20 protein-coding genes are annotated in these 20,826 nt (G+C 61.9%); 14 read left to right on the forward strand and 6 right to left on the reverse strand.

Annotated features, from left to right (window positions below):
• Positions 1–58 precede the first annotated feature (58 nt).
• Positions 59–1,036 carry a LacI family DNA-binding transcriptional regulator gene (locus AZF01_RS21320; RefSeq protein ID WP_161633038.1) on the reverse strand — a complete coding sequence of 326 codons (978 nt, stop codon included), beginning with the start codon at positions 1,034–1,036 and terminating at the stop codon, positions 59–61.
• 339 nt (positions 1,037–1,375) lie between these two features.
• Between AZF01_RS21320 and AZF01_RS21325 the strand changes: the two genes are divergently transcribed.
• The 7 genes from AZF01_RS21325 (at position 1,376) to AZF01_RS21355 (ending at position 8,655) form a co-directional block, all read left to right on the forward strand.
• A complete protein-coding gene (locus AZF01_RS21325) occupies positions 1,376–2,665 on the forward strand; it encodes a sugar ABC transporter substrate-binding protein (RefSeq protein ID WP_024708590.1) in 1,290 nt (429 codons plus the stop codon).
• Positions 2,666–2,833: 168 nt separating this feature from the next.
• The gene (locus AZF01_RS21330) at positions 2,834–3,715 is read left to right on the forward strand and encodes a carbohydrate ABC transporter permease (RefSeq protein WP_024708589.1); all 882 of its coding nucleotides are present in this window, start codon (positions 2,834–2,836) and stop codon (positions 3,713–3,715) included.
• 10 nt (positions 3,716–3,725) lie between these two features.
• Positions 3,726–4,565 carry a carbohydrate ABC transporter permease gene (locus AZF01_RS21335; RefSeq protein WP_024708588.1) on the forward strand — a complete coding sequence of 280 codons (840 nt, stop codon included), beginning with the start codon at positions 3,726–3,728 and terminating at the stop codon, positions 4,563–4,565.
• A 20-nt stretch (positions 4,566–4,585) separates the two neighbouring features.
• Positions 4,586–5,680 carry an ABC transporter ATP-binding protein gene (locus tag AZF01_RS21340; RefSeq protein ID WP_024708587.1) on the forward strand — a complete coding sequence of 365 codons (1,095 nt, stop codon included), beginning with the start codon at positions 4,586–4,588 and terminating at the stop codon, positions 5,678–5,680.
• 75 nt (positions 5,681–5,755) lie between these two features.
• The gene (locus tag AZF01_RS21345; RefSeq protein WP_024708586.1) at positions 5,756–7,696 is read left to right on the forward strand and encodes a heparinase II/III family protein; all 1,941 of its coding nucleotides are present in this window, start codon (positions 5,756–5,758) and stop codon (positions 7,694–7,696) included.
• 36 nt (positions 7,697–7,732) lie between these two features.
• A complete protein-coding gene (locus tag AZF01_RS21350; RefSeq protein WP_024708585.1) occupies positions 7,733–8,062 on the forward strand; it encodes a cupin domain-containing protein in 330 nt (109 codons plus the stop codon).
• 134 nt (positions 8,063–8,196) lie between these two features.
• The gene (locus tag AZF01_RS21355; RefSeq protein ID WP_061449911.1) at positions 8,197–8,655 is read left to right on the forward strand and encodes a hypothetical protein; all 459 of its coding nucleotides are present in this window, start codon (positions 8,197–8,199) and stop codon (positions 8,653–8,655) included.
• Here the strand turns inward: AZF01_RS21355 and AZF01_RS21360 are convergent.
• Positions 8,610–9,533, reverse strand: a complete 924-nt coding sequence (locus AZF01_RS21360) for a LysR family transcriptional regulator (protein ID WP_024708583.1) — start codon at positions 9,531–9,533, stop codon at positions 8,610–8,612. The two genes, AZF01_RS21355 and AZF01_RS21360, sit on opposite strands and share 46 nt — an antisense overlap.
• Before the next feature lie 148 nt (positions 9,534–9,681).
• On the opposite strand from AZF01_RS21360, the gene AZF01_RS21365 reads away from it, so the two are divergent.
• From AZF01_RS21365 to pcaD, 4 genes are all read left to right on the forward strand, one after another.
• The gene (locus AZF01_RS21365) at positions 9,682–10,860 is read left to right on the forward strand and encodes a muconate/chloromuconate family cycloisomerase (RefSeq protein WP_061449912.1); all 1,179 of its coding nucleotides are present in this window, start codon (positions 9,682–9,684) and stop codon (positions 10,858–10,860) included.
• Positions 10,861–10,869: 9 nt separating this feature from the next.
• Entirely contained in the window at positions 10,870–11,160 is a 291-nt protein-coding gene (gene catC / locus AZF01_RS21370; protein WP_024708825.1) for a muconolactone Delta-isomerase, read from the forward strand.
• Positions 11,161–11,226: 66 nt separating this feature from the next.
• Positions 11,227–12,165, forward strand: a complete 939-nt coding sequence (catA, locus tag AZF01_RS21375) for a catechol 1,2-dioxygenase (RefSeq protein ID WP_024708826.1) — start codon at positions 11,227–11,229, stop codon at positions 12,163–12,165.
• Between the two features lie 159 nt (positions 12,166–12,324).
• Positions 12,325–13,104 (forward strand): 3-oxoadipate enol-lactonase, encoded by a 780-nt coding sequence (gene pcaD, locus AZF01_RS21380; RefSeq protein WP_024708827.1) that lies wholly within the window; start codon positions 12,325–12,327, stop codon positions 13,102–13,104.
• 51 nt (positions 13,105–13,155) lie between these two features.
• Here pcaD and AZF01_RS21385 read toward each other — a convergent pair whose 3' ends face one another.
• From AZF01_RS21385 to AZF01_RS21400, 4 genes are all read right to left on the reverse strand, one after another.
• Positions 13,156–14,496, reverse strand: coding sequence for a TRAP transporter large permease subunit (locus AZF01_RS21385; protein ID WP_024708828.1), 1,341 nt, complete (start codon positions 14,494–14,496; stop codon positions 13,156–13,158).
• Positions 14,497–14,498: 2 nt separating this feature from the next.
• Positions 14,499–15,032 carry a TRAP transporter small permease subunit gene (locus AZF01_RS21390; RefSeq protein ID WP_024708829.1) on the reverse strand — a complete coding sequence of 178 codons (534 nt, stop codon included), beginning with the start codon at positions 15,030–15,032 and terminating at the stop codon, positions 14,499–14,501.
• A 115-nt stretch (positions 15,033–15,147) separates the two neighbouring features.
• A complete protein-coding gene (locus tag AZF01_RS21395) occupies positions 15,148–16,191 on the reverse strand; it encodes a TRAP transporter substrate-binding protein (protein ID WP_024708830.1) in 1,044 nt (347 codons plus the stop codon).
• A gap of 203 nt (positions 16,192–16,394) precedes the next feature.
• Positions 16,395–17,465 carry an AraC family transcriptional regulator gene (locus tag AZF01_RS21400; RefSeq protein WP_024708831.1) on the reverse strand — a complete coding sequence of 357 codons (1,071 nt, stop codon included), beginning with the start codon at positions 17,463–17,465 and terminating at the stop codon, positions 16,395–16,397.
• 115 nt (positions 17,466–17,580) lie between these two features.
• Here AZF01_RS21400 and AZF01_RS21405 point away from each other — a divergent pair, with 115 nt between their 5' ends.
• The 3 genes from AZF01_RS21405 to AZF01_RS21415 all read left to right on the forward strand — a co-directional run bounded on the left by AZF01_RS21405 (position 17,581) and on the right by AZF01_RS21415 (position 20,773).
• Positions 17,581–19,023, forward strand: coding sequence for an APC family permease (locus AZF01_RS21405; RefSeq protein WP_024708832.1), 1,443 nt, complete (start codon positions 17,581–17,583; stop codon positions 19,021–19,023).
• Positions 19,024–19,138: 115 nt separating this feature from the next.
• On the forward strand, positions 19,139–20,278 hold the full coding sequence (locus AZF01_RS21410; protein ID WP_024708833.1) for a tyramine oxidase subunit B: 1,140 nt from the start codon (positions 19,139–19,141) through the stop codon (positions 20,276–20,278).
• A 72-nt stretch (positions 20,279–20,350) separates the two neighbouring features.
• On the forward strand, positions 20,351–20,773 hold the full coding sequence (locus tag AZF01_RS21415; RefSeq protein WP_024708834.1) for a Rid family hydrolase: 423 nt from the start codon (positions 20,351–20,353) through the stop codon (positions 20,771–20,773).
• Positions 20,774–20,826 lie beyond the last annotated feature (53 nt).

Here is a 20,826-nt window from a genome sequence, read left to right on the forward strand (position 1 = left end):
GCTTCCGCTGGCGCCACAACGCCGAACCGAAGGGCCGGGAACTACTTATCTCACCTGTTCAGTTTTCACGGGTCACATCACTCCGTTGCGTTGACCCGCGAATGATGAGGGCGGGTTCCAGTGCCAGGCCTTCCGGCTGCGGCTTGTCCTCGATCATTGCCATGATCCGCTTCATGACGACCTCACCCGTTGCCTGGCTGCAGACGTCGACGGTGGTCAGCGGCGGCGTTATGTATCGGCTTGTCGGAATATTATCGATGCCGGCAAAGGCCACGTCATCGGGCACCTTGAAGCCAAGCGCGCGCGCTTCACTCATCAGGCCGATTGCGACGAGGTCGTTGCAGCCGATGATGACATCAGGACGATCCGGGTTCAGCAGCGCGCGGGCGGCCGCCCGCTCGCCGGCCTCGCTGGTTGGTTCCTCAACATCAAAGACTTGCAGGTCCAGTCCTGCGGGATCCAGAACGTCGCGCAATCCGCGAAGACGTTCGATATTCCATGATGCCCGCGAATAGCCGACATAGCCGAACTTCCTGAAGCCCTGGCGCACCAGATATTGCGCCAGGAGCGAGGCGACCTGAACGCTGTCCGTGCCGACAGTGAGAACATCGTCGCGTTCCGGCTGGCCAAGAAAGGCCACCGGCTTGTCGAGGTCGGCCAGCCATTCCACGACATCCTGCGGAATGCGGGCGCTGACAATCAGCCCGTCGGTGCGCGGTGAGAGAGCCTCGAGCAGCGGCCGGGCCGCTGCGATGCTCTCTTCCATGTCGACGACGAGGAGATTGTAGCCGTTTTCCAGTGCCACGCGGTTGGCGCCTTTGACCACATTGGCATAATGCGGGTTGGCGATATCCATGACGGCAAGTCCGATCGCCGTCGTCCGTCCTGTTACCATAGAGCGTGCAAGCGGGTTCTGGCTATAGCTCAGTTCCTTGATGGCGCTGCGCAGCTTGTCCTCGACCGGCTGGGAGAAGGATTGCTGCCTGTTTACATATTTGGAAACGGTTGCAATGGAAACGCCGGCTCTTTCCGCCACATCGCGTATCGTCGGTCTTCGTTGGCGGCTCATACGAGGTAAACGCTTTCCTATAATATCATCTCATTCCAGGAATGAGATTGTCTCGATGCTGTTTCTAACGGGCGGGAACGCTTTCTATCGCCGTAATTGCCCACCTGTCAGGCCCGATATAGCCTTCTATATACCACTAAGTGTCGCTCATAACACGAGAAAATTTTAGTTAAACGTTTTCTTGATTTGTCGAAAAATCTGTGCGTATAGTCCGCCCATGCTCAGGAGAGCATGCCCTGCCGTGGGTCATCTGAAGGTCCTATCCGGGAGGCGTGCAGGGAAAAGACAACTTTGAGGAGGTTTCCCATGAGGAAAGCAGGAGCTTTCGCAGCCGTGGTGCTGGCAGGCACGACGCTTGCAACAACAGCCTATTCCGCCGAAACGCTTGAAGTCTGGATGCGCTATGGCGACGCCGAGCGCCCGACGATTGAACGCATCATCGACGGCTTTACCGCCGAAACCGGCATCAATGTCGATTTGTTTCTGGCCAATATCGATTTTGAAACGCGTCTTGCACGGGCGGCGGCGGGCGGCAGCCTGCCGGACCTGATCATCAACGATGCCACGTCGATGGGCCAGTTGCAGGAGATGGGCATCGTCAAGCAGATCGATCGCGAGTCGATTTCAGGCGGCGACCAGCTCTACGATGTCGCATGGAACAGCGTGCACGCGCCTGACGGCAACTACTATGGCGTTCCCACCTCCGCACAGGCCTTTGCGGTGTTCGTCCGGAAGGACTGGCGCGAGAAGCTGGGCTATGACGTGCCGGAAACCTGGGACGATCTCTACAATCTGGCAAAGGCCTTTACCGAGGAAGACCCGGACGGCAACGGCGCCGATGACACCTATGGCTATGTGATGCCGCTTTCAAGCACACGCGGATATGCCTCCTGGTTCATGTCGGATCTGATCTGGCAGGCGGGCGGACAGTTCCTGCAGCCTGAGGGCGACGGCTATGTTTCATCCATGGCAACGCCGGAGGTCGTCGAAGCTGTCGGCTTTGCCCGCAAAATGATCTGCGAAGGCTATGCGCAGCCCGCGGCAATCACGTCGACCACCGGCGATGCGACGCCTGTCTTTTCGTCGGGTCAGGCCGGCATCTATCGCTCCGGACCGTATCACATCGCGGCTTTCGTGCGCGAGCCCGGCCGCGACAAGTTCGAAGTCATTGCGCCGCCCGCCGGTCCGGCCGGCCAGGCCGAGCTCGCCGAAGGCGAAGCCGCCTTCGTGATGGTCACCACCGAGCAGGAGGACGCGGCCAAGCAGTTCATCGAATATCTGATCTCCGAAAAGGGGCAGGAAACCGGCATGGCCGCCGGTACCGGCGACAACGCGATTGTGCGCCTTTCGGTCAACAAGAATGTGGATACCAAGGCGGTCCAGCCCGATCCGGCATGGGCAACCTATGCCGATCTCTATGCCACGTCGGCCCGTTATTTCCCCAGCGTGCCCAACTGGAAACCGATCCGGCAGGCCGCAGCCGAGGGTCTCAATCAGGTGCTTTCAAGCTGCGATTCCGATATCATGGCTGGCCTTGAGAACACAGACGAGGTCATCAACGCCGAACTCGACCAGCAGGGCGTCCTCGCCAGGTAGGGTCCGTCCAAACAGTCAGGCGCCGCGCATTTGTGTTCCGTGGCGCAGCGCCTGACAGCCATCGGAGAATGTCCGGCTGCAAGCCATTGCCGTCAGTTTTCGCACGTTTCGGCGCCGGTGGTGTTTCCGGCGCCTGCCAGAGCTTTCTGGCGTTCCGCGGAGGAGCATATGCGGTTTCATTCCAAAAACCTGAGCTGGATTATTCCCTGGCTTTTTCTGGCTCCGGCGCTGATCGTTTTCACCTGGTTCAAGTTCGTGCCCATCGTCAAGGGGCTTTTCATGAGCTTCTACAAGGTGAAATTCATCGGCGCCGACCAGTGGGTCGGACTTGCCAATTTTGAACGCGCCTTTTCCGACAGCGCGTTGCATGCGGCAACGCTCAATACGCTTATCTATGTCGTCGTGACCACGCTCGCAGGCGGCATGATCGCCTTTGCCGTCGCCATGGCTCTGGAGGGGCAGGCCCGTCATATCCGCCTGATCCGGACCGCGATCTTCTTCCCGGCGGTGACATCGATTGCCGTTCTCGCCGAAATCTGGAGAATTCTCTTCTATCCAGGGGCGACCGGCGTGGTGAACCAGCTGATTGGCGTCTTCGGCGTTGCGCCGCAAGGGTTCATGTCCGATCCCGATCAGGCGCTGTTCATCGTCATACTGCTGCAGATCTGGAAAAATGTGCCCTACAACATGGTGATCTTCATCGCCGGTCTCGCGGGCATCAACCGGGAGCTTTACGACGCCGCCGATGTCGATGGCGCAAGCCCGCTGCGCAAGCTCTGGCATGTCACGATCCCCGGTCTCGTGCCTGCCTTTTCGGTGGTGATCATGCTTTCGCTCATCCGTGGCTTCCGCGTCTTCACCGAAGTCTACACCACAACCGGCGGCGGGCCGGCCGGCGCCACCGAAGTGATCATGACCAGTATCTTCAAGACCGGTTTCGAGCGCTTCGATTACGGCTATGCCTCGGCGGTGTCCTTCCTGCTGTTCGTCTTCACGGTGACCCTGACCATCGTCCATGTCACCGTGAAGAACCGGATCGACCGGACGTGAGGATGATCTGATGAAAATGACGCTCTCTCAACGTATCGCCCGCGGGCTGGTCTATGCCCTGTTGCTCATCGTCTTTTGCGGCCCGTTCTGGGGTATTGTCGCCACCGCCTTTACCAAGAACACGGTTCAGCCGGGTCAGCTGGTGCTCTGGCCGAGCCAGCCGACGCTCGACCATTTCATCTACGCCTGGACGGAAGTGAAGGTCTGGATCTACCTCTTCAACTCCATGTTCGTCGTTGTCATCGCGACGGCACTGCAGACGCTGGTCAGTGCTCTCGCCGCCTATGCGCTCGCCCGCAAGAAGTTTCGGGGTGCCGCCATCGTCAGCCTTGCGATCCTGTCGACGATGATGCTGCCGGATGAAGTGATCGCGATCCCGCTCTACCTGATCCTGCATGCAAAACTGCCGATCCTGCATACGTCCATCTACAACACCTATGCGGCGATGATCCTGCCGGTGGTTGGCTGGGCATTCTCGGTGTTCCTGTTGACGGAGTTCATGAAAGCGATTCCGCGCGATCTTGAAGATGCGGCAAGGGTCGATGGCGCCAATGAGCTGCAGATCTTCTGGCGCGTGGTTCTGCCGCTCGTCAAGCCGGCGCTGGGTACGGCAACCATCTTCGGCTTCCTGATGATCTGGGATCAGTATCTTCTGCCGCTGATTGCTGTCGACGACCGCAATCTCTATACGCTGCCCGTTGTCCTGCGCTCGCTGCGCGTCGACGAGATCATGCAGCAGAACATCTTCATCGCCGTTACCGTCATCGCCACGGTGCCCTGCATCATTGTCTATCTCCTGCTTCAAAAACAGTTCAATCGCGGGCTGATGTCCGGCGCGGTCAAGGGCTAAGCGAAAGGTTCAGGTGAAAAATGGGTTCAGTAAGCCTCAAAAATGTCAACAAGTCCTTCGGCGCGGTCGACGTGATTCATGACGTGTCGCTTGATATCGAAGATGGCGAGTTCTGTGTTCTGATCGGGCCCTCCGGTTCGGGAAAGTCGACGCTGCTGCGCATTATCGCCGGTCTCGAAGACGTCACAAGCGGCGCGATAAGGATCGACGAGCGCGACGTGACCGAACTGCCGCCGAAACAGCGCGATATCGCCATGGTCTTTCAGACCTATGCCCTTTATCCGCAGATGACGGTGGCCGAGAATATGGGTTTTGTGCTGAAGCTTGCCGGCATGCCGAAGGCGCAGATTGCCGAAAAGGTGCAGGAGACCGCGCGTATGCTCGAGCTCGAGCCATTGCTTGAGCGCTTGCCGAAGGCGCTTTCCGGCGGCCAGCGGCAGCGCGTTTCGATGGGCCGTGCCATCGTACGCGATCCGTCGGTGTTCCTGTTCGACGAACCACTCTCCAATCTCGATGCGAAGCTCAGGGTACAGGTGCGCGGCGAGATCGCCGATCTGCATCGGCGCCTGGGCACGACCTCCGTTTACGTGACGCATGACCAGGTGGAGGCCATGACGCTCGGTCAGAAGATCGTCGTGCTGCGCGATGGCAGGGTTGAGCAGGCGGGACCGCCGCTGACGCTGTACGAGGACCCGGTCAACACCTTCGTTGCCAGCTTTCTCGGCACGCCCTCGATCAACCTTGTCGAGGCGCGTGTGGAAGGCGGTCATGGCGAGGCGGCGGCGCGGCTTGTCGACGGAACCCTGCTCTCGCTTGGATCGGGTCATGATTGCCGCGACGGGCAGGCTATTCTGTACGGCATCCGCCCGGAACATGTCGGCATTGTTGCGGGGCATCCGGGGGGCGGCATTTCCGCCACAATTCATGCCGTCGAGAACACCGGCTCGGACATGGTGATCGTGTCGGATGCGGGCGGCTATCGCCTTACCGCGGCCTTCAAGGAACAGCGTCCGCTGCAAGCGGGGCAGGCTGTCACGATCATCCCCGACCTTTCGAAGGTTCGGGTCTTCGATGCCGGAAGCGGAAAACGGATCCGCCGCCGCGAAGACAGCTGAAGTTCAAGACATATCGAAAATAACCAGCCGGCCGCTGCTATGCGGTCACCGGCCTGTGCCCGAACGGGAAATGAAATGTTCAAAGATGCGATGAAAATCGAGCGGCTCCTTGATGGGCTGCAAAAACACAAAGACTGGAAACCGTTTCCCGGTATCGAGGAGCGCGACCGGTGGGCCGCCGTTGCCGAAGATCCGGCTTTGAAAATGCCGGTTGCGGCCATCATCGCCGTTGCCGATCGGCTTCTGGATGAAGAGATCGATCCGCTGACCGGCACGATGTACATGAATTTCATGACCAATGGCGACCGGACATTCTATGAGGAAAGCTATTTTCGCCGGCGCTATGAACTCTCGCATCTCGTCATCGCGGAATGCCTGACGGCCAAGGGCACATATCTTGCGAAGATCATCGACTATCTCTGGGAAATTCTCGGCGAGGTGAGCTGGTGCGTGCCGGCGCATAATTTTGCCGGCCAGCACGACATGGTGATGTTCAAGCGGGCCAATCCCTGGAAGGAGGATGACCCTCTGCCTGTTCCCGGCGACGATTATCTCGATCTTTTCGCCTGTGAAACGGCCGCAACGCTGGCCGAGACGTGCTATCTTCTCAGGCATACACTGCTTGAAACGGTTCCTTCCCTCTACCACCGCATTCATGGCGAAATCGACCGGCGCGCACTGCAATTGCTCGAAGGGCCCAAGCTTTATGGCTGGTATCTCGGGCGCAACAACTGGACGGCGTGGTGTTCGCATAATCTTCTGCTGGCCGCCTGCTATACGGTTGAGGATGAACAGCGCCTCGTCAGCCTTGCGCTGAAACTCATGGTGCCCATGCAGCGTTTCTTTGACACGATCGAGCCATCGGGCGCCTGTATCGAAGGGCCGGGCTACTGGGTTGTGAGTGCAGGGCGCCTCGCCGGGTTTGTCAGTCTCATCGAAGACCGTTTCGGCCTGGGCCTGAATGCGGCGGAGAATGAGAAGTTCCGCAATTTCGGGCAGCATATCCTGCCCCTCAACATCGCCGAGAATCTCTTCGTCAACTTCGCCGATGGCGGCCTGAAGCTGGACCTCGACCAGGGGCTCTTGAGCCGCTATGCCGGTCTGATCGGGTCGGAGCAGCTTGCAAGTCTCGTCAGCGCGGATATCGACCGGCTGGCGGCGCGCAAGCTTGCCAATCCGGGCAGGGCGCGCGGACGCAATGACTATGCCCGGCAGTTTCTCGTGCATCTGACCCGGCTTTTGTTCTGGACGCCTGAAAACCGGAACGCCACGCCGCGGAGCTGTGAAAAATCGGTCTGGCTTGCCGATATGCAGATGATGATCGCGCGCTCGGATGAGCGACCGGGAACAGGTCTGATGCTGAGCGCAATCGCCGGCAGCAATGATCCGGAGGTCAACCATCACTCCCATAACGACGTCGGGCATTTCAGCGTCTATCTCGATGGTGAACCGATGATCATCGATCTCGGGCAAGGCGCCTATTCGCGCGCGACCTTTACCGAAACGCGCTACGACATGTGGCACATCAGCTCGAAGGGCCATAATGTTCCGAGCGTCAATGAACAGCTGCAGTATGCGGGGGCGGGGGCTGCCGCACGCGATGTTGACTACCGGCATGACGGCATCTCAACTGTTCTCAGCCTCGACGCCGGACCGGCCTATTTCAGCGAGCCGGGCTCCCGACGCATCCAACGCAAGATCACGTTCAGGCACGAGGCCGCCGAAATCCGGATCGATGACGACATAAAGCTCGGCGAACCGCTGAGGCGCTTCATGCTGCCGCTGCATGTCTCCGACCGTAAAATCACGGTGCAGGAGGACGGATCATGCCGGATTGCCGGTGAGAACCGAACACTCGTCATTACGCCGGAAAATCTGCGCGTTAGTCATGTGGAACCGATCGAGATCACCGATCCGCGCCATCTGGAAGTCTGGGGCGGGCGCATCTTCCGCATTTGCTTCGAGGCCGCAGATCTCGCCACGCCCCGTTTCGGACTGACGATGCACGTTGAATGACGGACGGTTTTCGTCCCGTCGAAAGGAGGAAGAAAGATGTTTGTTTACAGCAATGACGTCCAGGTCGAGGATCTGGGCGACGGCGTGAGCCGGAAAATCCTTGCCTACAGCGAGAACGGCATGTCGGTCGAAGTTTCCTTCGAGGAAGGCGCCGTCGGGCCGCTTCATCACCACTACCATGAGCAGTTCACCTATGTTCTTTCCGGCACGTTCGAATTCACCATCGGCGATGAAACCAAGATCGTGAAGGCCGGCGACTTGCTCTACAAGGCTCCCGATGTTCCGCATGGCTGCCGCTGCCTGAAAGCCGGCAAGCTGCTCGACACTTTCGTGCCGATGCGTGAGGACTTTCTGAAATTATCCTGAGCGGTCTTGATCCCCCGCCACAGCGCCCTTCCGGCTTGGAATTCAAGGCTTGTCACGAGGGGCGGAATCACGATTGACGGTGTCCGCATGAAGAGCCTGACGCCCGCGCGCTGGCGCATCATGGCATAGCCTTCGTGCGCCAGGAACGGAAGCCGTTCTCAAGACTCGATGTGGCCGGCAATGCGATGCTGGGTCGAGAAATGCGAAAGGGGCTCTTCGGCTTCATGGACCGCGCCGCGATGGAAGGGCGTGCCCGGCTCTTGCTCGACATGCGCGGCACGCCTTTCGACCCGTCGGATTCGGCCGCGGAGCTTGCGCGCGCCATTTCGGCATTGATCCGGTCGAGGCCGGCCGTAATTGCGGTTGCCGGCAGGCCGATTGTGTCGGGCTCCCTGCCCGAGGCGGTCACCGACACGCAATTCCCGGCCTGTCGCGAAAGGCGCAGGTATCAGGCGGCGATGTCTTTGCTGGGCGAAGCCGCGACGACCTCTCGAAGCTGCCGCGAGCAGCGCCCCTCGCGTCACTTGCAGCGGGCCCCCCCAACGGCTCACGTCCAGTTCGCCGCGGTGTGGGCCGCATCGCATTCGGCCTGACCGGCGGCGGCGTTGATCAGGCTGCGGATCAACGCCAGCCAGCGCGGCTTCTCGCCCTCGCGGTGGTACAGGATCACCGGCGACGTCGCATGGAGCTCGGCGAGGGGGCGGTAGTGTACATCGGAACGCATCTGGCGGGCCGAGCCCGGGATCACGCAAACCCCGGCGCCGGCCGCGACCAGACCGAGCGCCGTTTGTAGTTCGCGCACTTCCTGCACCGCGCCTGCGTGCGCGTCGGACTGGAGCAACAGGTTCAGAACCTGATCGGCATAACTCGGTCGCGGCTCCTTGGGGTAGACAATCAGTCTCTGCTCTCCCAGCCGTGAAAGAGAGAGCGGCCCGTCCTCCTGCGCCAGTTCTGAACCCGGCGGGACGGCGAGAACCAGCCGCTCCTCGTAAAGCACGGTGCTGACAATGCCGGGATCTGTCTGGCGAAGCCGGCCGAAGCCGAGATCGATCCGGCCTTCCTTCAGCGCTGGAATCTGCTGCACCGATAGAAGTTCGACGAGCTGGATGTCCAGCTCCGGAGCGGATTGCCGAAGCCGGCCGATGAGAGCCGGCAGGCCGGCATAGAGCATTGAGGCAACGAAACCGATGGACAGGACCTGCTTCTCCTTCAACCCCGCCCGGCGGGTGGAGGCCACCATCTGGTCAACTCGCCCCAGAACCTGAAGCGCCTGCTCGTAGAACAGCCGCCCGCCATCGGTCAGACGGACGGGACGGCTTGTCCGGTGGAACAGCGCAACCCCCAGTTCTTCCTCCAGCAGCTGGATCTGCCGGCTGAGCGGCGGCTGCGTGATGTTCAGGATTTCCGCGGCCCGGGTGAAATTGCGCTGCTGCGCCACGGCGATGAAATAGCGCAACTGACGGAGTTCCATAGCCTTCCTCGCAAGCCAAGGTTTTCGGTATTCTGGGGCATGACGATCGCGATTTCAGCCCATTGGGCGTAAAACTATGCGCAAAAGGTATTAAAGCCAATAGAAATAATGTTGGACGCGATGCAGGGTCGCGCGCCAGTATTCCGCCATGAAACGCTCACCTGCTCACCATTCCGTTTTGCCCGAAACCGCCGGCCCCGTCGTCGGGCGCGTGGAAACCCTGCTGGTCGATCTGCCCACGATCCGGCCGCACAAGCTGTCGGTCGCGACCATGGACGGCCAGACCCTGATGCTCGTGAAGGTCCATTGCAGCGACGGCATCACCGGTATCGGCGAGGGTACGACGATTGGCGGGCTCGCCTATGGCGGCGAAAGCCCCGAAAGCATGAAGCTCGCGATCGATACCTATTTCGCGCCGCTGATGGTCGGTCAGGATGCCACGCGGGTCCAGGCGCTGATGGCGCGGATCGGCAAGATGGTGAAGGAAAACCGCTTTGCCAAATGCGCAGTGGAAACCGCGCTTCTGGACGCCCATGGCAAGCGACTCGGCCTACCGGTCAGCGAGCTTCTGGGCGGGCGCCGGCGCGACCGCTTGCCGGTTGCGTGGACGCTGGCCTCCGGCGATACCGGGCGCGACATTGCCGAGGCCGAGCGGATGCTGGACCTGCGCCGCCACAACATCTTCAAGCTGAAGATCGGCGCCCGGCCGCTTGCTGAGGACATTGCGCATGTTGCCCGCATCAAGGCGGCTCTTGGCGGGCGCGGATCCGTCCGCGTCGATATCAATATGGCCTGGGACGAGATGGAAGCCGCCTGCGGCATGGCGGCGCTGGCCGATGCGGGCTGCGAGCTGGTGGAACAGCCGGTTGCCACGGCCCCGGGGCTCGCGCGGCTGGTCCGCCGCTTCCCGATCGCGTTGATGGCGGATGAATCGCTTACCGGTCCGGAATCGGCATTTGAACTGGCGCGGGTGCATGGCGCGGACGTCTTTGCCGTCAAGCTGGAGCAGAGCGGCGGCGCCTTCAACGCGCTCAGGGTGGCGGCAATCGCCGATGCCGCGGGCATCGCGCTTTATGGCGGCACCATGCTGGAAGGCGCGGTTGGCACGATCATCGCGGCCCATGCCTTCGCCACCTTCCCGAACCTGCAATGGGGCACCGAGCTGTTCGGCCCGCTGCTTCTGACCGAGGAAATCCTGACCGCGCCGCTGGAATACAGCGATTTCTCGCTGACAATTCCGAGCGGCCCCGGACTTGGCATCACGCTCGACGATGACCGCGTGGCCTTCTTCGCCCGCGACGGATTCCACCGCAAGAACGCCACCTAGGAGGCCGAAATGCTGTTTCATGTGCGCATGGACGTGAATATCCCCCGTGACCTGCCGGGCGACGAGGTGGCCGACATTCTCGCGCGCGAGAAAGCCTATTCGCAGGACCTGCAGCGGCAGGGCAAATGGCGCCATATCTGGCGGATCGCCGGGCAATATTCAAACATCAGCATTTTCGACGTGGCCGACAATGACGAGTTGCATGCGCTGCTGTCGGGCCTGCCGCTGTTCAAATTCATGCAGATCGAGGTCGCGCCCCTGCTGCGCCATCCCTCGGCCATCCGTGAGGATGACAGCTGAATTCACGCAGGCGGCCGGTTGAGTGCGCCGCGTCGTCCAAAACGCATAGAACAAGGAGGAGAAGTCATGACCGTAAAGATTTTCGACCGTCCCGACGTGCAGGAATTCCTGAACGTCCTCAGTGGTCTGGACAAGGCCGACGGCAATCCGCGCATGAAGGAGATCATCCATCGTCTCGTGTCGGACCTGTTCAAGGCGATCGATGACCTGAACATCACGCCCGACGAATACTGGACCGGCATTGCCTGGCTGAACGATCTGGGCGCTGCGGGGCAGGCGGGCCTGATCTCGCCCGGCCTCGGTCTCGACCACTTCATAGACGAGCGCCTGGATGCCATCGACGAGGCGCTGGGCATCGAAAACCCGACGCCGCGCACCATCGAGGGGCCGCTCTATGTCGCCGGCGCGCCGGAAGCGACCGGCTTTGCCCGTCTTGACGATGGCACCGACACGGAAGGTCAGACGCTGATCATGCACGGCGTGGTCTTTGGCGCGGACAAGAAGCCTCTCCCGGGCGCGAAGGTGGAGGTCTGGCACTGTGACACCCGGGGCTTCTATTCTCACTTCGACCCGACCGGCAAGCAGGCGCCGTTCAACATGCGCCGCACCATCATCGCCGACGAGAACGGCCGCTACAGGTTCCAGAGCATCCTGCCGAGCGGCTATGGCGTGCCGCCGGGCAGCCCGACCGAGAAGCTCCTGTCCGCGCTCGGCCGCCACGGCCAGCGTCCGGCGCATATCCACTTCTTCATCAGCGCGCCGGACCATCGCAAGCTGACGACCCAGATCAATATCGAGGGCGATCCGCTGATCAACGACGATTTCGCCTATGCGACCCGCGACGGCCTCGTGCCGCGCGTCATCGAGAGAACTGACGAGGAAAGCATCCACGCCAACAATCTGAACGGTCCCTTCGCAGAGATCGCGTTCGACATCTACCTGACCGGTTTGATCGACGGCGTCGACAATCAGGTCAACGAGATGCGCAAGCGCGCCGAAGCCTGAGCAAGGCCTTGATGCCGCCCGGCTTGGTGTCGGGCGGCGTCGCCGTGAATCTGTTATCCTGCCTTTCAAAGGCGCTGCGTTGGCCTCGCCGAAGCGGAGGCACGTTGCGGTTTGAGCGCTGCACGCGCGCCTTGCCTGACGACAACCCGGAGCCTGTCCATGCCCCATATCGATCTGCCCTCCCACCGCCTGCACTATCGCATCGACGGTCATGCAGGCCCCTGGCTGGTGTTCTGCAATTCCCTTGGCGCGGATCTGACGATGTGGGATGCGCAGGCGGCGGGCCTCAGGGACCGTTTCCGCATTCTGCGCTACGACCGGCGCGGTCATGGCGGATCGGGCGCACCGGCCGGTCCTTACGCGATGGACGATCTCGGGAGCGATGTGCTGGCGCTGATGGATGCGCTCGAGATCGACCGCGCGCATTTCTGCGGTCTTTCCATCGGCGGGCTGACCGGGCAATGGCTGGCGCTGAATGCGCCGGAGCGCTTCGACCGCGTGGCGCTATGCGCAACCGCCGCCCGGATCGGCAGCGCGGAGAGCTGGAGAGACCGCATCGAAGCCGTCCGGGCCAACGGCCTTGCCAGCATGACCGGGGCGACGAGGGAGCGCTGGTTCTCGCCGGAGTTTGCGGCACGGAACCCCGCCGCCGTCGATGCGATCCTCGGTCGGTTTGCCGCAACAGACGCCGAGGGCTATGCCGGCTGTTGCGCCGCGCTCGCGCGTGCTGATTTCAGGGATGCGCTGGGCGATATTTCCAATCCCGTTCTCGCCGTCGCAGGCGCCGATGACGCCGTCTGCCCGCCCGCGGATCTCGCAACGATCGCCGACACGGTGCGGAACGGAAAACTCTGCGTGCTGCCCGGCCGTCACATCGTGAACGTGGAATCGGCAACGGCGTTTGACGAGGCGCTCATCGCCTTCCTGCTGCGGGACTGAGCCAGACCGGCATCCAGGTTCGTCAGGCATGGCGGCGCGCCACGCGCCGCATCAATCGAATTGCCACAGCACCAGCGCTGGCCACAGCGCGACGAGAAGGAGCGTTGCGAGCTGGATCGCGACGAAGGGGATCACGCCCATGTAGATGTCGCGGATCCGGACGTCCTTCACCGCGTTCTTGAGGTAGAACAGCGCCATGCCGACCGGCGGCGTCAGGAACGAGGTCTGCAGGCAGATCGCCATCAGGATCGCGACCCAGACGGGATTGTAGCCGAGGTCGATAAGGACCGGCAGCACCAGCGGCGCGATGATCAGGATGATCTCCATCCAGTCGAGGAAGAAGCCCAGCATGAACAGGATGGCAATGATCAGGGCGAGCTTGCCGGCCATCGGCAGCGGCACGCTCTGCAGGATTTCGGCAATCACCTCGTCGCCGCCATAGCCCCTCAGCACCACCGAAAAGCACGAGGCGCCGAAAATCAGGGCAAACAGGAAGGCCGTCGAGAGCGCGCTCTTCTGGCAGACCTTGAGAAAATCCGCCCAGCTCAGCCGGCGTTGCGAAAGCGCGAGCAGTGTCGCGCCCGCAGCGCCAAGGCCGGAGGCTTCCGTTGGTGTTGCAACGCCGAACACGATCGAGCCGAGCACCATCAGCACCAGCAGCAGCGGCGCGATCAGAGCTGCCGCGAGTTCCTTCAGCAAGGGCAGGAGGTTGGTCTTTTCCGTTTCGATGACCGCAGGCGCGCTGCCCGGCCGGATTGTCGCAACGATCACGATGTAGACGATATAGGCGGCGGCGAGGAGCACGCCCGGCAGCATCGCCCCGCGAAACAGATCGCCGACGGGGATCTGCAGCTGGTCGCCCATCACCACGAGCATGATCGAGGGCGGGATCAGGATGCCGAGGCAGCCGGTGGCGCTGACGACCCCGAGGCTCAGCCGCTTGTTGTAGCCGGAGGCGAACATTGGCGGGATCGCGATGGTGGCGAGCAACACGACGGATGCGCCGATAATGCCGGTGGAAGCGGCGAGCACCACGCCGATCAGCACCACGGCGATGGCAAGGCCGCCCGGCGTCGGCCCCATGACGCGGTGGAGTGTTCTGAGCAACCGCTCGGCGATGCCGGAATGCTCCAGCATCAGCCCCATCAGGATGAACATCGAGATCGGTATCAGCGAATAGCTGGAAATCGTGTCGAACACGCGGTTGGCGACGAAGCCGATCATGCGCGCTGACGCCATGTCGGCATCGATGCTGAACGGTTCGAGGAACGAGCCCAGCAGCGCAAACAGCACGCCGACGCCGCCCAGCACGAAGGCGACGGGGTAGCCCGAAAACAACAGCACGGTGAATACGGAGAAAAGCGCGAAGACGAAGAAAGCGTCGAATGCCATGGCTATTCGCCCTTGTAGTGATGATCGCTGGGCACGTGTGCACGGCCCGCAAGGACGAGAAGGGCGCGCAGCGCAATGGAAATGCCCTGAAGGAAAAGCAGCACGAAGCCGAGCAGCATGAAGCCCTTGATGATGTAGCGGGCCGGCAGGCCGGAGGGCATGGGCGAACCTTCACGCAATTGCCAGGAATAGGAGAAGATTGCCCAGGCATTCCAGGCGACGAGACCGGCAAAGGGCAAAAGCAGAAACACCACGCCGCATATCTCGACGAGCGCGCGTCGCTTCTCGGAAAGGCCGGCATAGATGGCGTCCACGCGAACATGGTCGTCGGTCTGATAGGCCCAGGCAAGCGCCGTCATCACCGCGATGGCGTTGAAATGCCATTGCAGTTCCTCAAGCTCGATCATGCCGATGTCGAAGGCGTATCTGAGCATGACGTTAACGAGAATTGTGATCGCCAGCAGCGGCAGGGCAAGCGCGCCGAGCTTGCCAACGGCCTCCACCAGCCGGTCGATACGGTCGAGCATGTGCGTCATGCGGTTATCCCCGGAAAGGAAGGGGCCGCGCCCGATGTCGCCGCCCATCTCTTGCATAGCCTCTGAGAAAACTGCGCCGGAGATCGGCCTAAACGCCGATTTCCGGCAGCACCGCTCAGTTCGACCGGCGGTCGGCCCAGGGGGCCGCCTGATCGCGATAGGCCTGAAGCGAATCCCAGACCCGCTTGAAATCCGGGTCGCTTTCCGCCTGTTCCGCCATGACGTCGGCGGTCGTGGCCTCCAGAACGTCCAGAACGGCGGGCGGGAAAGTCATGATCTCCGTGCCCTTTTCCTCGAATTTCGAAACTGCCTCGGCATTGCTCACCACCGTCGAAATGATCGATCGCATATTGGTGGCAAGGCACATGTCTTCGATCAGCGCATGGGCGCTGTCGTCCATTTCATCCCATTTGCGCTTGTTGATGATCAGCTCGTTCATCGCTGCCGGCTGGTGCCAGCCGGGCAGGTAATAGTATTTCGCCACGTCCTCAAGGCCGAGCGTCTCGTCGATCGCGGGCATGGAAAGCTCGGTTCCGTCGATGATGCCCTTCTCAAGGCTCGGGTAGATGTCGCCGCCGCTTAAGAGAACGACCGATGCGCCATGCTTGGCCAGAACCTCGCCGGCGAGACCGGCGAAGCGCAGCTTCTTGCCCTTGAAATCGTCGATGCTTTCGATCCTGAAATTGTACCAGCCGCCGGATTCGCTATCCATCAGACCACAGGGGATGGTGACGACGCCCTGCTTTTCGTAGATATCGCTCCAGATTTCCCGGCCGCCGCCGTCATAGAGCCAGCCGGTATAGGTGATGGCGTCCGGCCCGAAGGGCACGCCGCCGAAAAGCTGCACGGCGGGGAAGCGGCCGGCCACATAAAGCGGCGAGGTATAGCCCGCATCGAGCGTGCCCTGCTGGACGGCGTCGAAAATCTGAAGCGGCGGCACAAGCTTGCCGGCGGAATAGACCTTGACCCTGAAGGCGCCGCCGGATGCGGCGTTGAGCTGTTCGCCGAGGAATTCGGCATTGGTGCCGCTGGCCGGCATTGTCAGCGGCCACGCGCTCTGGATGTCGAGCCTGACGGTGTCGGCCGCAGCCGCTCCGCAGACAGTGGTTATGCCTACAAGTGCGCCCGCGAGCGCAATGGCTTTTGCTGCTGATGACATTTTGTCCCCTTTTTCAAATTCTTGAGGTCGTCCGCGCCATCGAAGCCTGCGGCCGGCGACACGGTCGACGCCGCGACGAGGGCGGCTTTGCCAGGCAGAACGAACCGGAAGCGAGGTTTGCATCTGGAACACCGGCCAGTAAGTGCCGCACCCGCAAAACACTTTTCCGCAGACGTCAAGGATCGGGGGCTGCGGGACGACGATCAGTCGTCCGGGCCGGGCTGTCTTGAAGGGGAATTCGATGCGCGTGCGGACATGCGCGGCGGCGCGCCCGTCCATTGCTTGAAGGCGCGGGAGAACACCGCGCTGTCGGCATAGCCGAGCGCCTGCGCGACATCGGAAACGCTTGTGCCGGACTGTTCAAGCAGGCCGGTAGCCAGCTCCGCGCGGTGTTCGCGCATGAGCTGGCGGACGCAGAGGCCTTCCGCCCCGAGCTGGCGTTGCAGGCTGCGCACGGAAATGCCGAGCTCCTCGGCCAGGAAGCGCGTGGTGACGGGCCGTCGTCCCATATAGAGCTGGATCAGCAGGCGCACCTTGTCGGAAAATGCCTCTTGCGCCTCGACCTCGCCGATCAGATCATTGAGATGGTGTTCGAGGATCATGGTGAGCTGCGTGTCCTCGCTGCGATAGACCCGGTCGGCGTCTTCCACGGAATAGATGAGGCGGTTGTTGGCCTGGCCGAAAAAGATCGGCGCGCGGAACAGCCGGGCCAGAGGGCCTGTATCCTCGGGGATTTCGTGCTCGAAATGCACTTCCAGCGGGTTCAAACTGGTGCTGAAACAGCTGCGCACGAGCTGGCAGGATGCAGCCAGCGAATACTCCGCATCCTGCCGCCTCGGCCATATCGTCCGGTCCGAAATCCGGTAGTGCCATACGATCGCTCCGTCATCTTCCGCCAGCCCCGAATTCGTCGCGCTCTGCAGGGCGTTCACATATTTCGAAATGCGTTCGAATGCGATCCGGATCGTCGGCGCGAGCGAGAACAATATGCCCATCGGCCCCATATCGGCGGGCTTGAAATGGGCGCCGAGCCTTGCCGCGAAGGCCGGATCGCCCGCCGCCTCCGCGGCGTCCTCGAGAAAGGCGACATAACGGTGAAGCGGGATCAGGGCGTAGGGGTCTTTCAGCTCGCGCATCGAGATACTGTGGCGCGCCAGAAGCGGCGGCAGGAACACATGCGACTTCAGCAGCGTGTCCATCAACGGCGTAAAGGCCGACACCCTGATATAGGTGACGGCGCGGCTGCTCCCGGTGCTGAGTTTCGTGCTGTTCATGGTGCAATGCAGTGTTTCATGGCGCAAATTATCAAATTGGCGGCACGAATTGCAATATCCCTGAGCGAACCTCTTTCTATTCTCATGACAATAATCAAAAACCAAAGGGGTACACATGTCTGTCGCATCCAGCGAGCCGACGCCTGACGGGCGCCTGGCCAGAAATTCCGTGGGCATTGCCCACATCGTCTTCTTCGTCGTAGCGGCCGCCGCGCCGCTGACCGCGGTCGTCGGCGCCACGCCGCCGGCCTTCGCCTTCGGCAACGGGGCGGGCGTTCCCGGGGCCTTCGTCCTTGCGGGCCTGCTCTATCTCGTCTTCTCGATGGGCTTCACGGCCATGAGTCGCCATATCGGCGGGGCAGGGGCGTTCTATACCTATATCACCCACGGCATCGGCAAGCCGGCGGGCGTCGGCGGCGCATTCATGGCGCTTTTGACCTACAGCGCCGTGCAGATCGCGGTTTACGGCCTGCTGGGGCTGTTCACAGAGGGCGCCGTCGCCGGTCTCGGCCTCGACCTGCCCTGGTGGGTCTGGTCGCTTGCCTTTCTCGTCATCGTGCACTTTTCCGGCCAGCGCAACATCGCCTTTTCCGGCGCGATCCTAGGCGTCTGCATGCTGGCGGAAATCATCATCCTGCTGCTGCTCGATGTCGGCATCGTCGCCCAGGGCGGTCCGGAAGGCTTGAGCTTTTCCTCCTTCGCGCCGGCGACGGTGTTCACCCCCGCCCTCGGCGTCACGCTGGTGTTCGTGGTGGGCTCGTTTATCGGCTTCGAGGCGACGGCGATCTTCGGCGAGGAAGCGGAGCATCCGGAAAAGACCATTCCGCGCGCGACCTATATCTCGGTCCTGCTGATCGCGATCTTCTATGCCTTCTCCACCTGGGCGATCACCCAGTATTACGGACCGTCCAACGTTCAGGAGGCAGCGGCCGGCGCGCTCGACACCTTCTATTTCGACGCTGCGGCGAATGTGCTGGGCGGCTGGTCGGCGCTCACCATGAACATTCTGCTGATCACCAGCCTGTTTGCCTGCGTCCTCTCGTTCCACAACACGCTGAACCGCTATTTCTTCGCGCTCGGCCGCGAGGGGCTGGCGCACAGCGTGCTTGGCAAGGTGCATCACATTCACGGTTCGCCCTATGTGGCCGGGATCCTGCAATCGGCGATCGCCGCGATCATTCTCGCGGCCTTCGCGGTCACCGGGCAGGATCCGTTCGCCGTGGTGTTTTCCTACATGTCGGCGCTGGCGGTGCTCGGCATTCTCGGCGTTCAGGTCCTGGTCAGCGTCGCGATCATCATGTTCTTCCGCAAGAACAGGCTCGGCCACGGGCTCTGGCGCACCGCGGTGGCGCCCGTGCTCGCACTCGTCGGGCTGATCGGCGCGCTGGTTCTGGTGACCTCCAATCTGGAGCTTCTGGCCGGAACGTCCAACATCGTCGTCAATTCCTTCCCCTATCTCGTCGTGCTGACCGGCATTGGCGGCGTCCTCTTCGCGCTCGGCATCCGCAAGTCCGATCCCGAGCGTTACGAGGCGCTCGGCAAGGTTTTCGAGGAATAGCATCGCCATCCGTCCGGTCCGCCTTCAGGGACCGGGCGATTGCCCGACGACCATCATTTCACGCGGCGGCCCGGCTGCCGCGAACCCTTCGTCACAACCTATCGAGAGTGCCCAAATGACCGAAGATACACGGATCGATTTCCTCTACCTGTCGGAACAGGACATGCTGGCCGCCGGCGTCACCGACATGCCCGCCTGCGTCGACACGATGGAAGAAATGTTCGCGCTGCTCTACCATGGCGACTATCGCATGGCCGGGCCCAACAGCGATTCCCATGGCGCCGCCATCTCCTTTCCCGAGCATTCGCCGTTTCCGACCATGCCGAAGCCGACGGCCGACCGAAGGTTCATGGCGATGCCGGCCTATCTCGGCGGGCGTTTCGGCACCACGGGCGTGAAATGGTACGGCTCCAATATCGCCAACCGCGAAAAGGGCCTGCCGCGCTCGATCCTGATGTTCACCTTGAACGACACGGATACCGGCGCGCCGCTCGCCCATATGTCGGCGAACCTGTTGTCGGCCTATCGCACGGGTGCGGTTCCCGGCGTCGGCGCCCGCCATCTGGCGCGCAAGGATTCGAAGGTCGTCGGCATTATGGGCCCCGGCGTCATGGGCAAGACCTCGCTTTCGGCCTTCATGGCGGCCTGCCCGTCGATCGATACCGTCAAGGTCAAGGGACGCGGACAGAAGAGCCTCAATTCCTTCCTGTCCTGGGTCCGCGAAACCTATCCGCAGATCACCACCGTCGAGGTGGTCGACAGCATCGAGGCGGTGGTGCGCGACAGCGACATCGTCACCTTCTGCAATTCGGGCGCGGTCGGCGATCCCTCAACCTATCCCATGGTCCGGCGCGAATGGGTGCGGCCCGGCACGTTTCTGGCGATGCCGGCGCTCTGCAACATGGATGAAGGCATGGAAAAGGCCGATATCCGCAAGGTGGTCGACAATACCGGGCTTTACGAAGCCTGGTTCCATGAACTTCCCAAGCCTGCGCATGTCCATGTCCCGATCATCGGCGTCAAGTTCATGGATATGATCGCCGAAGGCCGGATGGCGAAGGAGGACCTCGAGGACATCGGCAAGATCGTCGCCGGCGATGCGCCGGGCCGGAAAGATGATGACGAGATCATCATCATGTCCGTCGGCGGCATGCCCGTCGAGGACGTCGCCTGGGGCACCGTCATCTACCGCAACGCCATCGAAAAGGGCATCGGCGTCAAGCTCAACCTCTGGGACGTTCCGGTTCTGCGCTGAGCGCCGGATGGCGGGCGGGCCCATTGCCGCCCGCCACGACAGAAGCCCTCTGACCCAATGACGGGAAGAAACATGACCAAAGTTCTGAAAATCAAGACCGGCTCGAAATTCGAGGAGCATGGCAGCTATTCGCGGCTGGTGGCCGTCGACAACTGGATCTTCGTGTCCAACACCGCCGGCCGCAATCCCGAGACCAAGGTGATACCCGAGGATGTCAGGGCGCAGACCGAACAGGTCTTCGCCAATATCGGCGCGGCGCTGGCCGCCGCCGGTTCCGGGCTTGAGGATGTCGTCGCCTCCCGGGTCTTCATCCAGAACCCGGCCGACACGGAGACGGTCATGACCATTGTCGGCGAGAAATTCCGCGGCGTCGACCCGGCCTCCACGGTCACATGTCCGCCGCTCGGCTCGACCGTCTACAAGGTCGAGATCGAGGTGACGGCCTATCGCGGCGCGGGCGCGGCCGAAACCGAGCGCAAGCGGATTTCGCTCTGATCCGACGATGCGCGGTCGCCGCGCATCATAATTGTCCATCAATCCCGCTCAGG

Origin of the sequence: Martelella sp. AD-3 (assembly GCF_001578105.1) — a bacterium.
Taxonomy (GTDB): domain Bacteria; phylum Pseudomonadota; class Alphaproteobacteria; order Rhizobiales; family Rhizobiaceae; genus Martelella.

What these genes read in the sequence shown, in the direction of transcription:
- AZF01_RS21390 (WP_024708829.1), bottom strand. Translation starts at nt 15,032, where the DNA reads ATGACGCACATGCTCGACCGTATCGACCGGCTGGTGGAGGCCGTTGGC.
- AZF01_RS21360 (WP_024708583.1), bottom strand. Translation starts at nt 9,533, where the DNA reads ATGGAACTCCGTCAGTTGCGCTATTTCATCGCCGTGGCGCAGCAGCGC.
- catA (WP_024708826.1), top strand. Translation starts at nt 11,227, where the DNA reads ATGACCGTAAAGATTTTCGACCGTCCCGACGTGCAGGAATTCCTGAAC.
- AZF01_RS21415 (WP_024708834.1), top strand. Translation starts at nt 20,351, where the DNA reads ATGACCAAAGTTCTGAAAATCAAGACCGGCTCGAAATTCGAGGAGCAT.
- AZF01_RS21405 (WP_024708832.1), top strand. Translation starts at nt 17,581, where the DNA reads ATGTCTGTCGCATCCAGCGAGCCGACGCCTGACGGGCGCCTGGCCAGA.
- AZF01_RS21330 (WP_024708589.1), top strand. Translation starts at nt 2,834, where the DNA reads ATGCGGTTTCATTCCAAAAACCTGAGCTGGATTATTCCCTGGCTTTTT.
- AZF01_RS21365 (WP_061449912.1), top strand. Translation starts at nt 9,682, where the DNA reads ATGAAACGCTCACCTGCTCACCATTCCGTTTTGCCCGAAACCGCCGGC.
- AZF01_RS21325 (WP_024708590.1), top strand. Translation starts at nt 1,376, where the DNA reads ATGAGGAAAGCAGGAGCTTTCGCAGCCGTGGTGCTGGCAGGCACGACG.
- catC (WP_024708825.1), top strand. Translation starts at nt 10,870, where the DNA reads ATGCTGTTTCATGTGCGCATGGACGTGAATATCCCCCGTGACCTGCCG.
- AZF01_RS21395 (WP_024708830.1), bottom strand. Translation starts at nt 16,191, where the DNA reads ATGTCATCAGCAGCAAAAGCCATTGCGCTCGCGGGCGCACTTGTAGGC.
- AZF01_RS21410 (WP_024708833.1), top strand. Translation starts at nt 19,139, where the DNA reads ATGACCGAAGATACACGGATCGATTTCCTCTACCTGTCGGAACAGGAC.
- AZF01_RS21400 (WP_024708831.1), bottom strand. Translation starts at nt 17,465, where the DNA reads ATGAACAGCACGAAACTCAGCACCGGGAGCAGCCGCGCCGTCACCTAT.
- AZF01_RS21340 (WP_024708587.1), top strand. Translation starts at nt 4,586, where the DNA reads ATGGGTTCAGTAAGCCTCAAAAATGTCAACAAGTCCTTCGGCGCGGTC.
- pcaD (WP_024708827.1), top strand. Translation starts at nt 12,325, where the DNA reads ATGCCCCATATCGATCTGCCCTCCCACCGCCTGCACTATCGCATCGAC.
- AZF01_RS21345 (WP_024708586.1), top strand. Translation starts at nt 5,756, where the DNA reads ATGTTCAAAGATGCGATGAAAATCGAGCGGCTCCTTGATGGGCTGCAA.
- AZF01_RS21350 (WP_024708585.1), top strand. Translation starts at nt 7,733, where the DNA reads ATGTTTGTTTACAGCAATGACGTCCAGGTCGAGGATCTGGGCGACGGC.
- AZF01_RS21385 (WP_024708828.1), bottom strand. Translation starts at nt 14,496, where the DNA reads ATGGCATTCGACGCTTTCTTCGTCTTCGCGCTTTTCTCCGTATTCACC.
- AZF01_RS21335 (WP_024708588.1), top strand. Translation starts at nt 3,726, where the DNA reads ATGAAAATGACGCTCTCTCAACGTATCGCCCGCGGGCTGGTCTATGCC.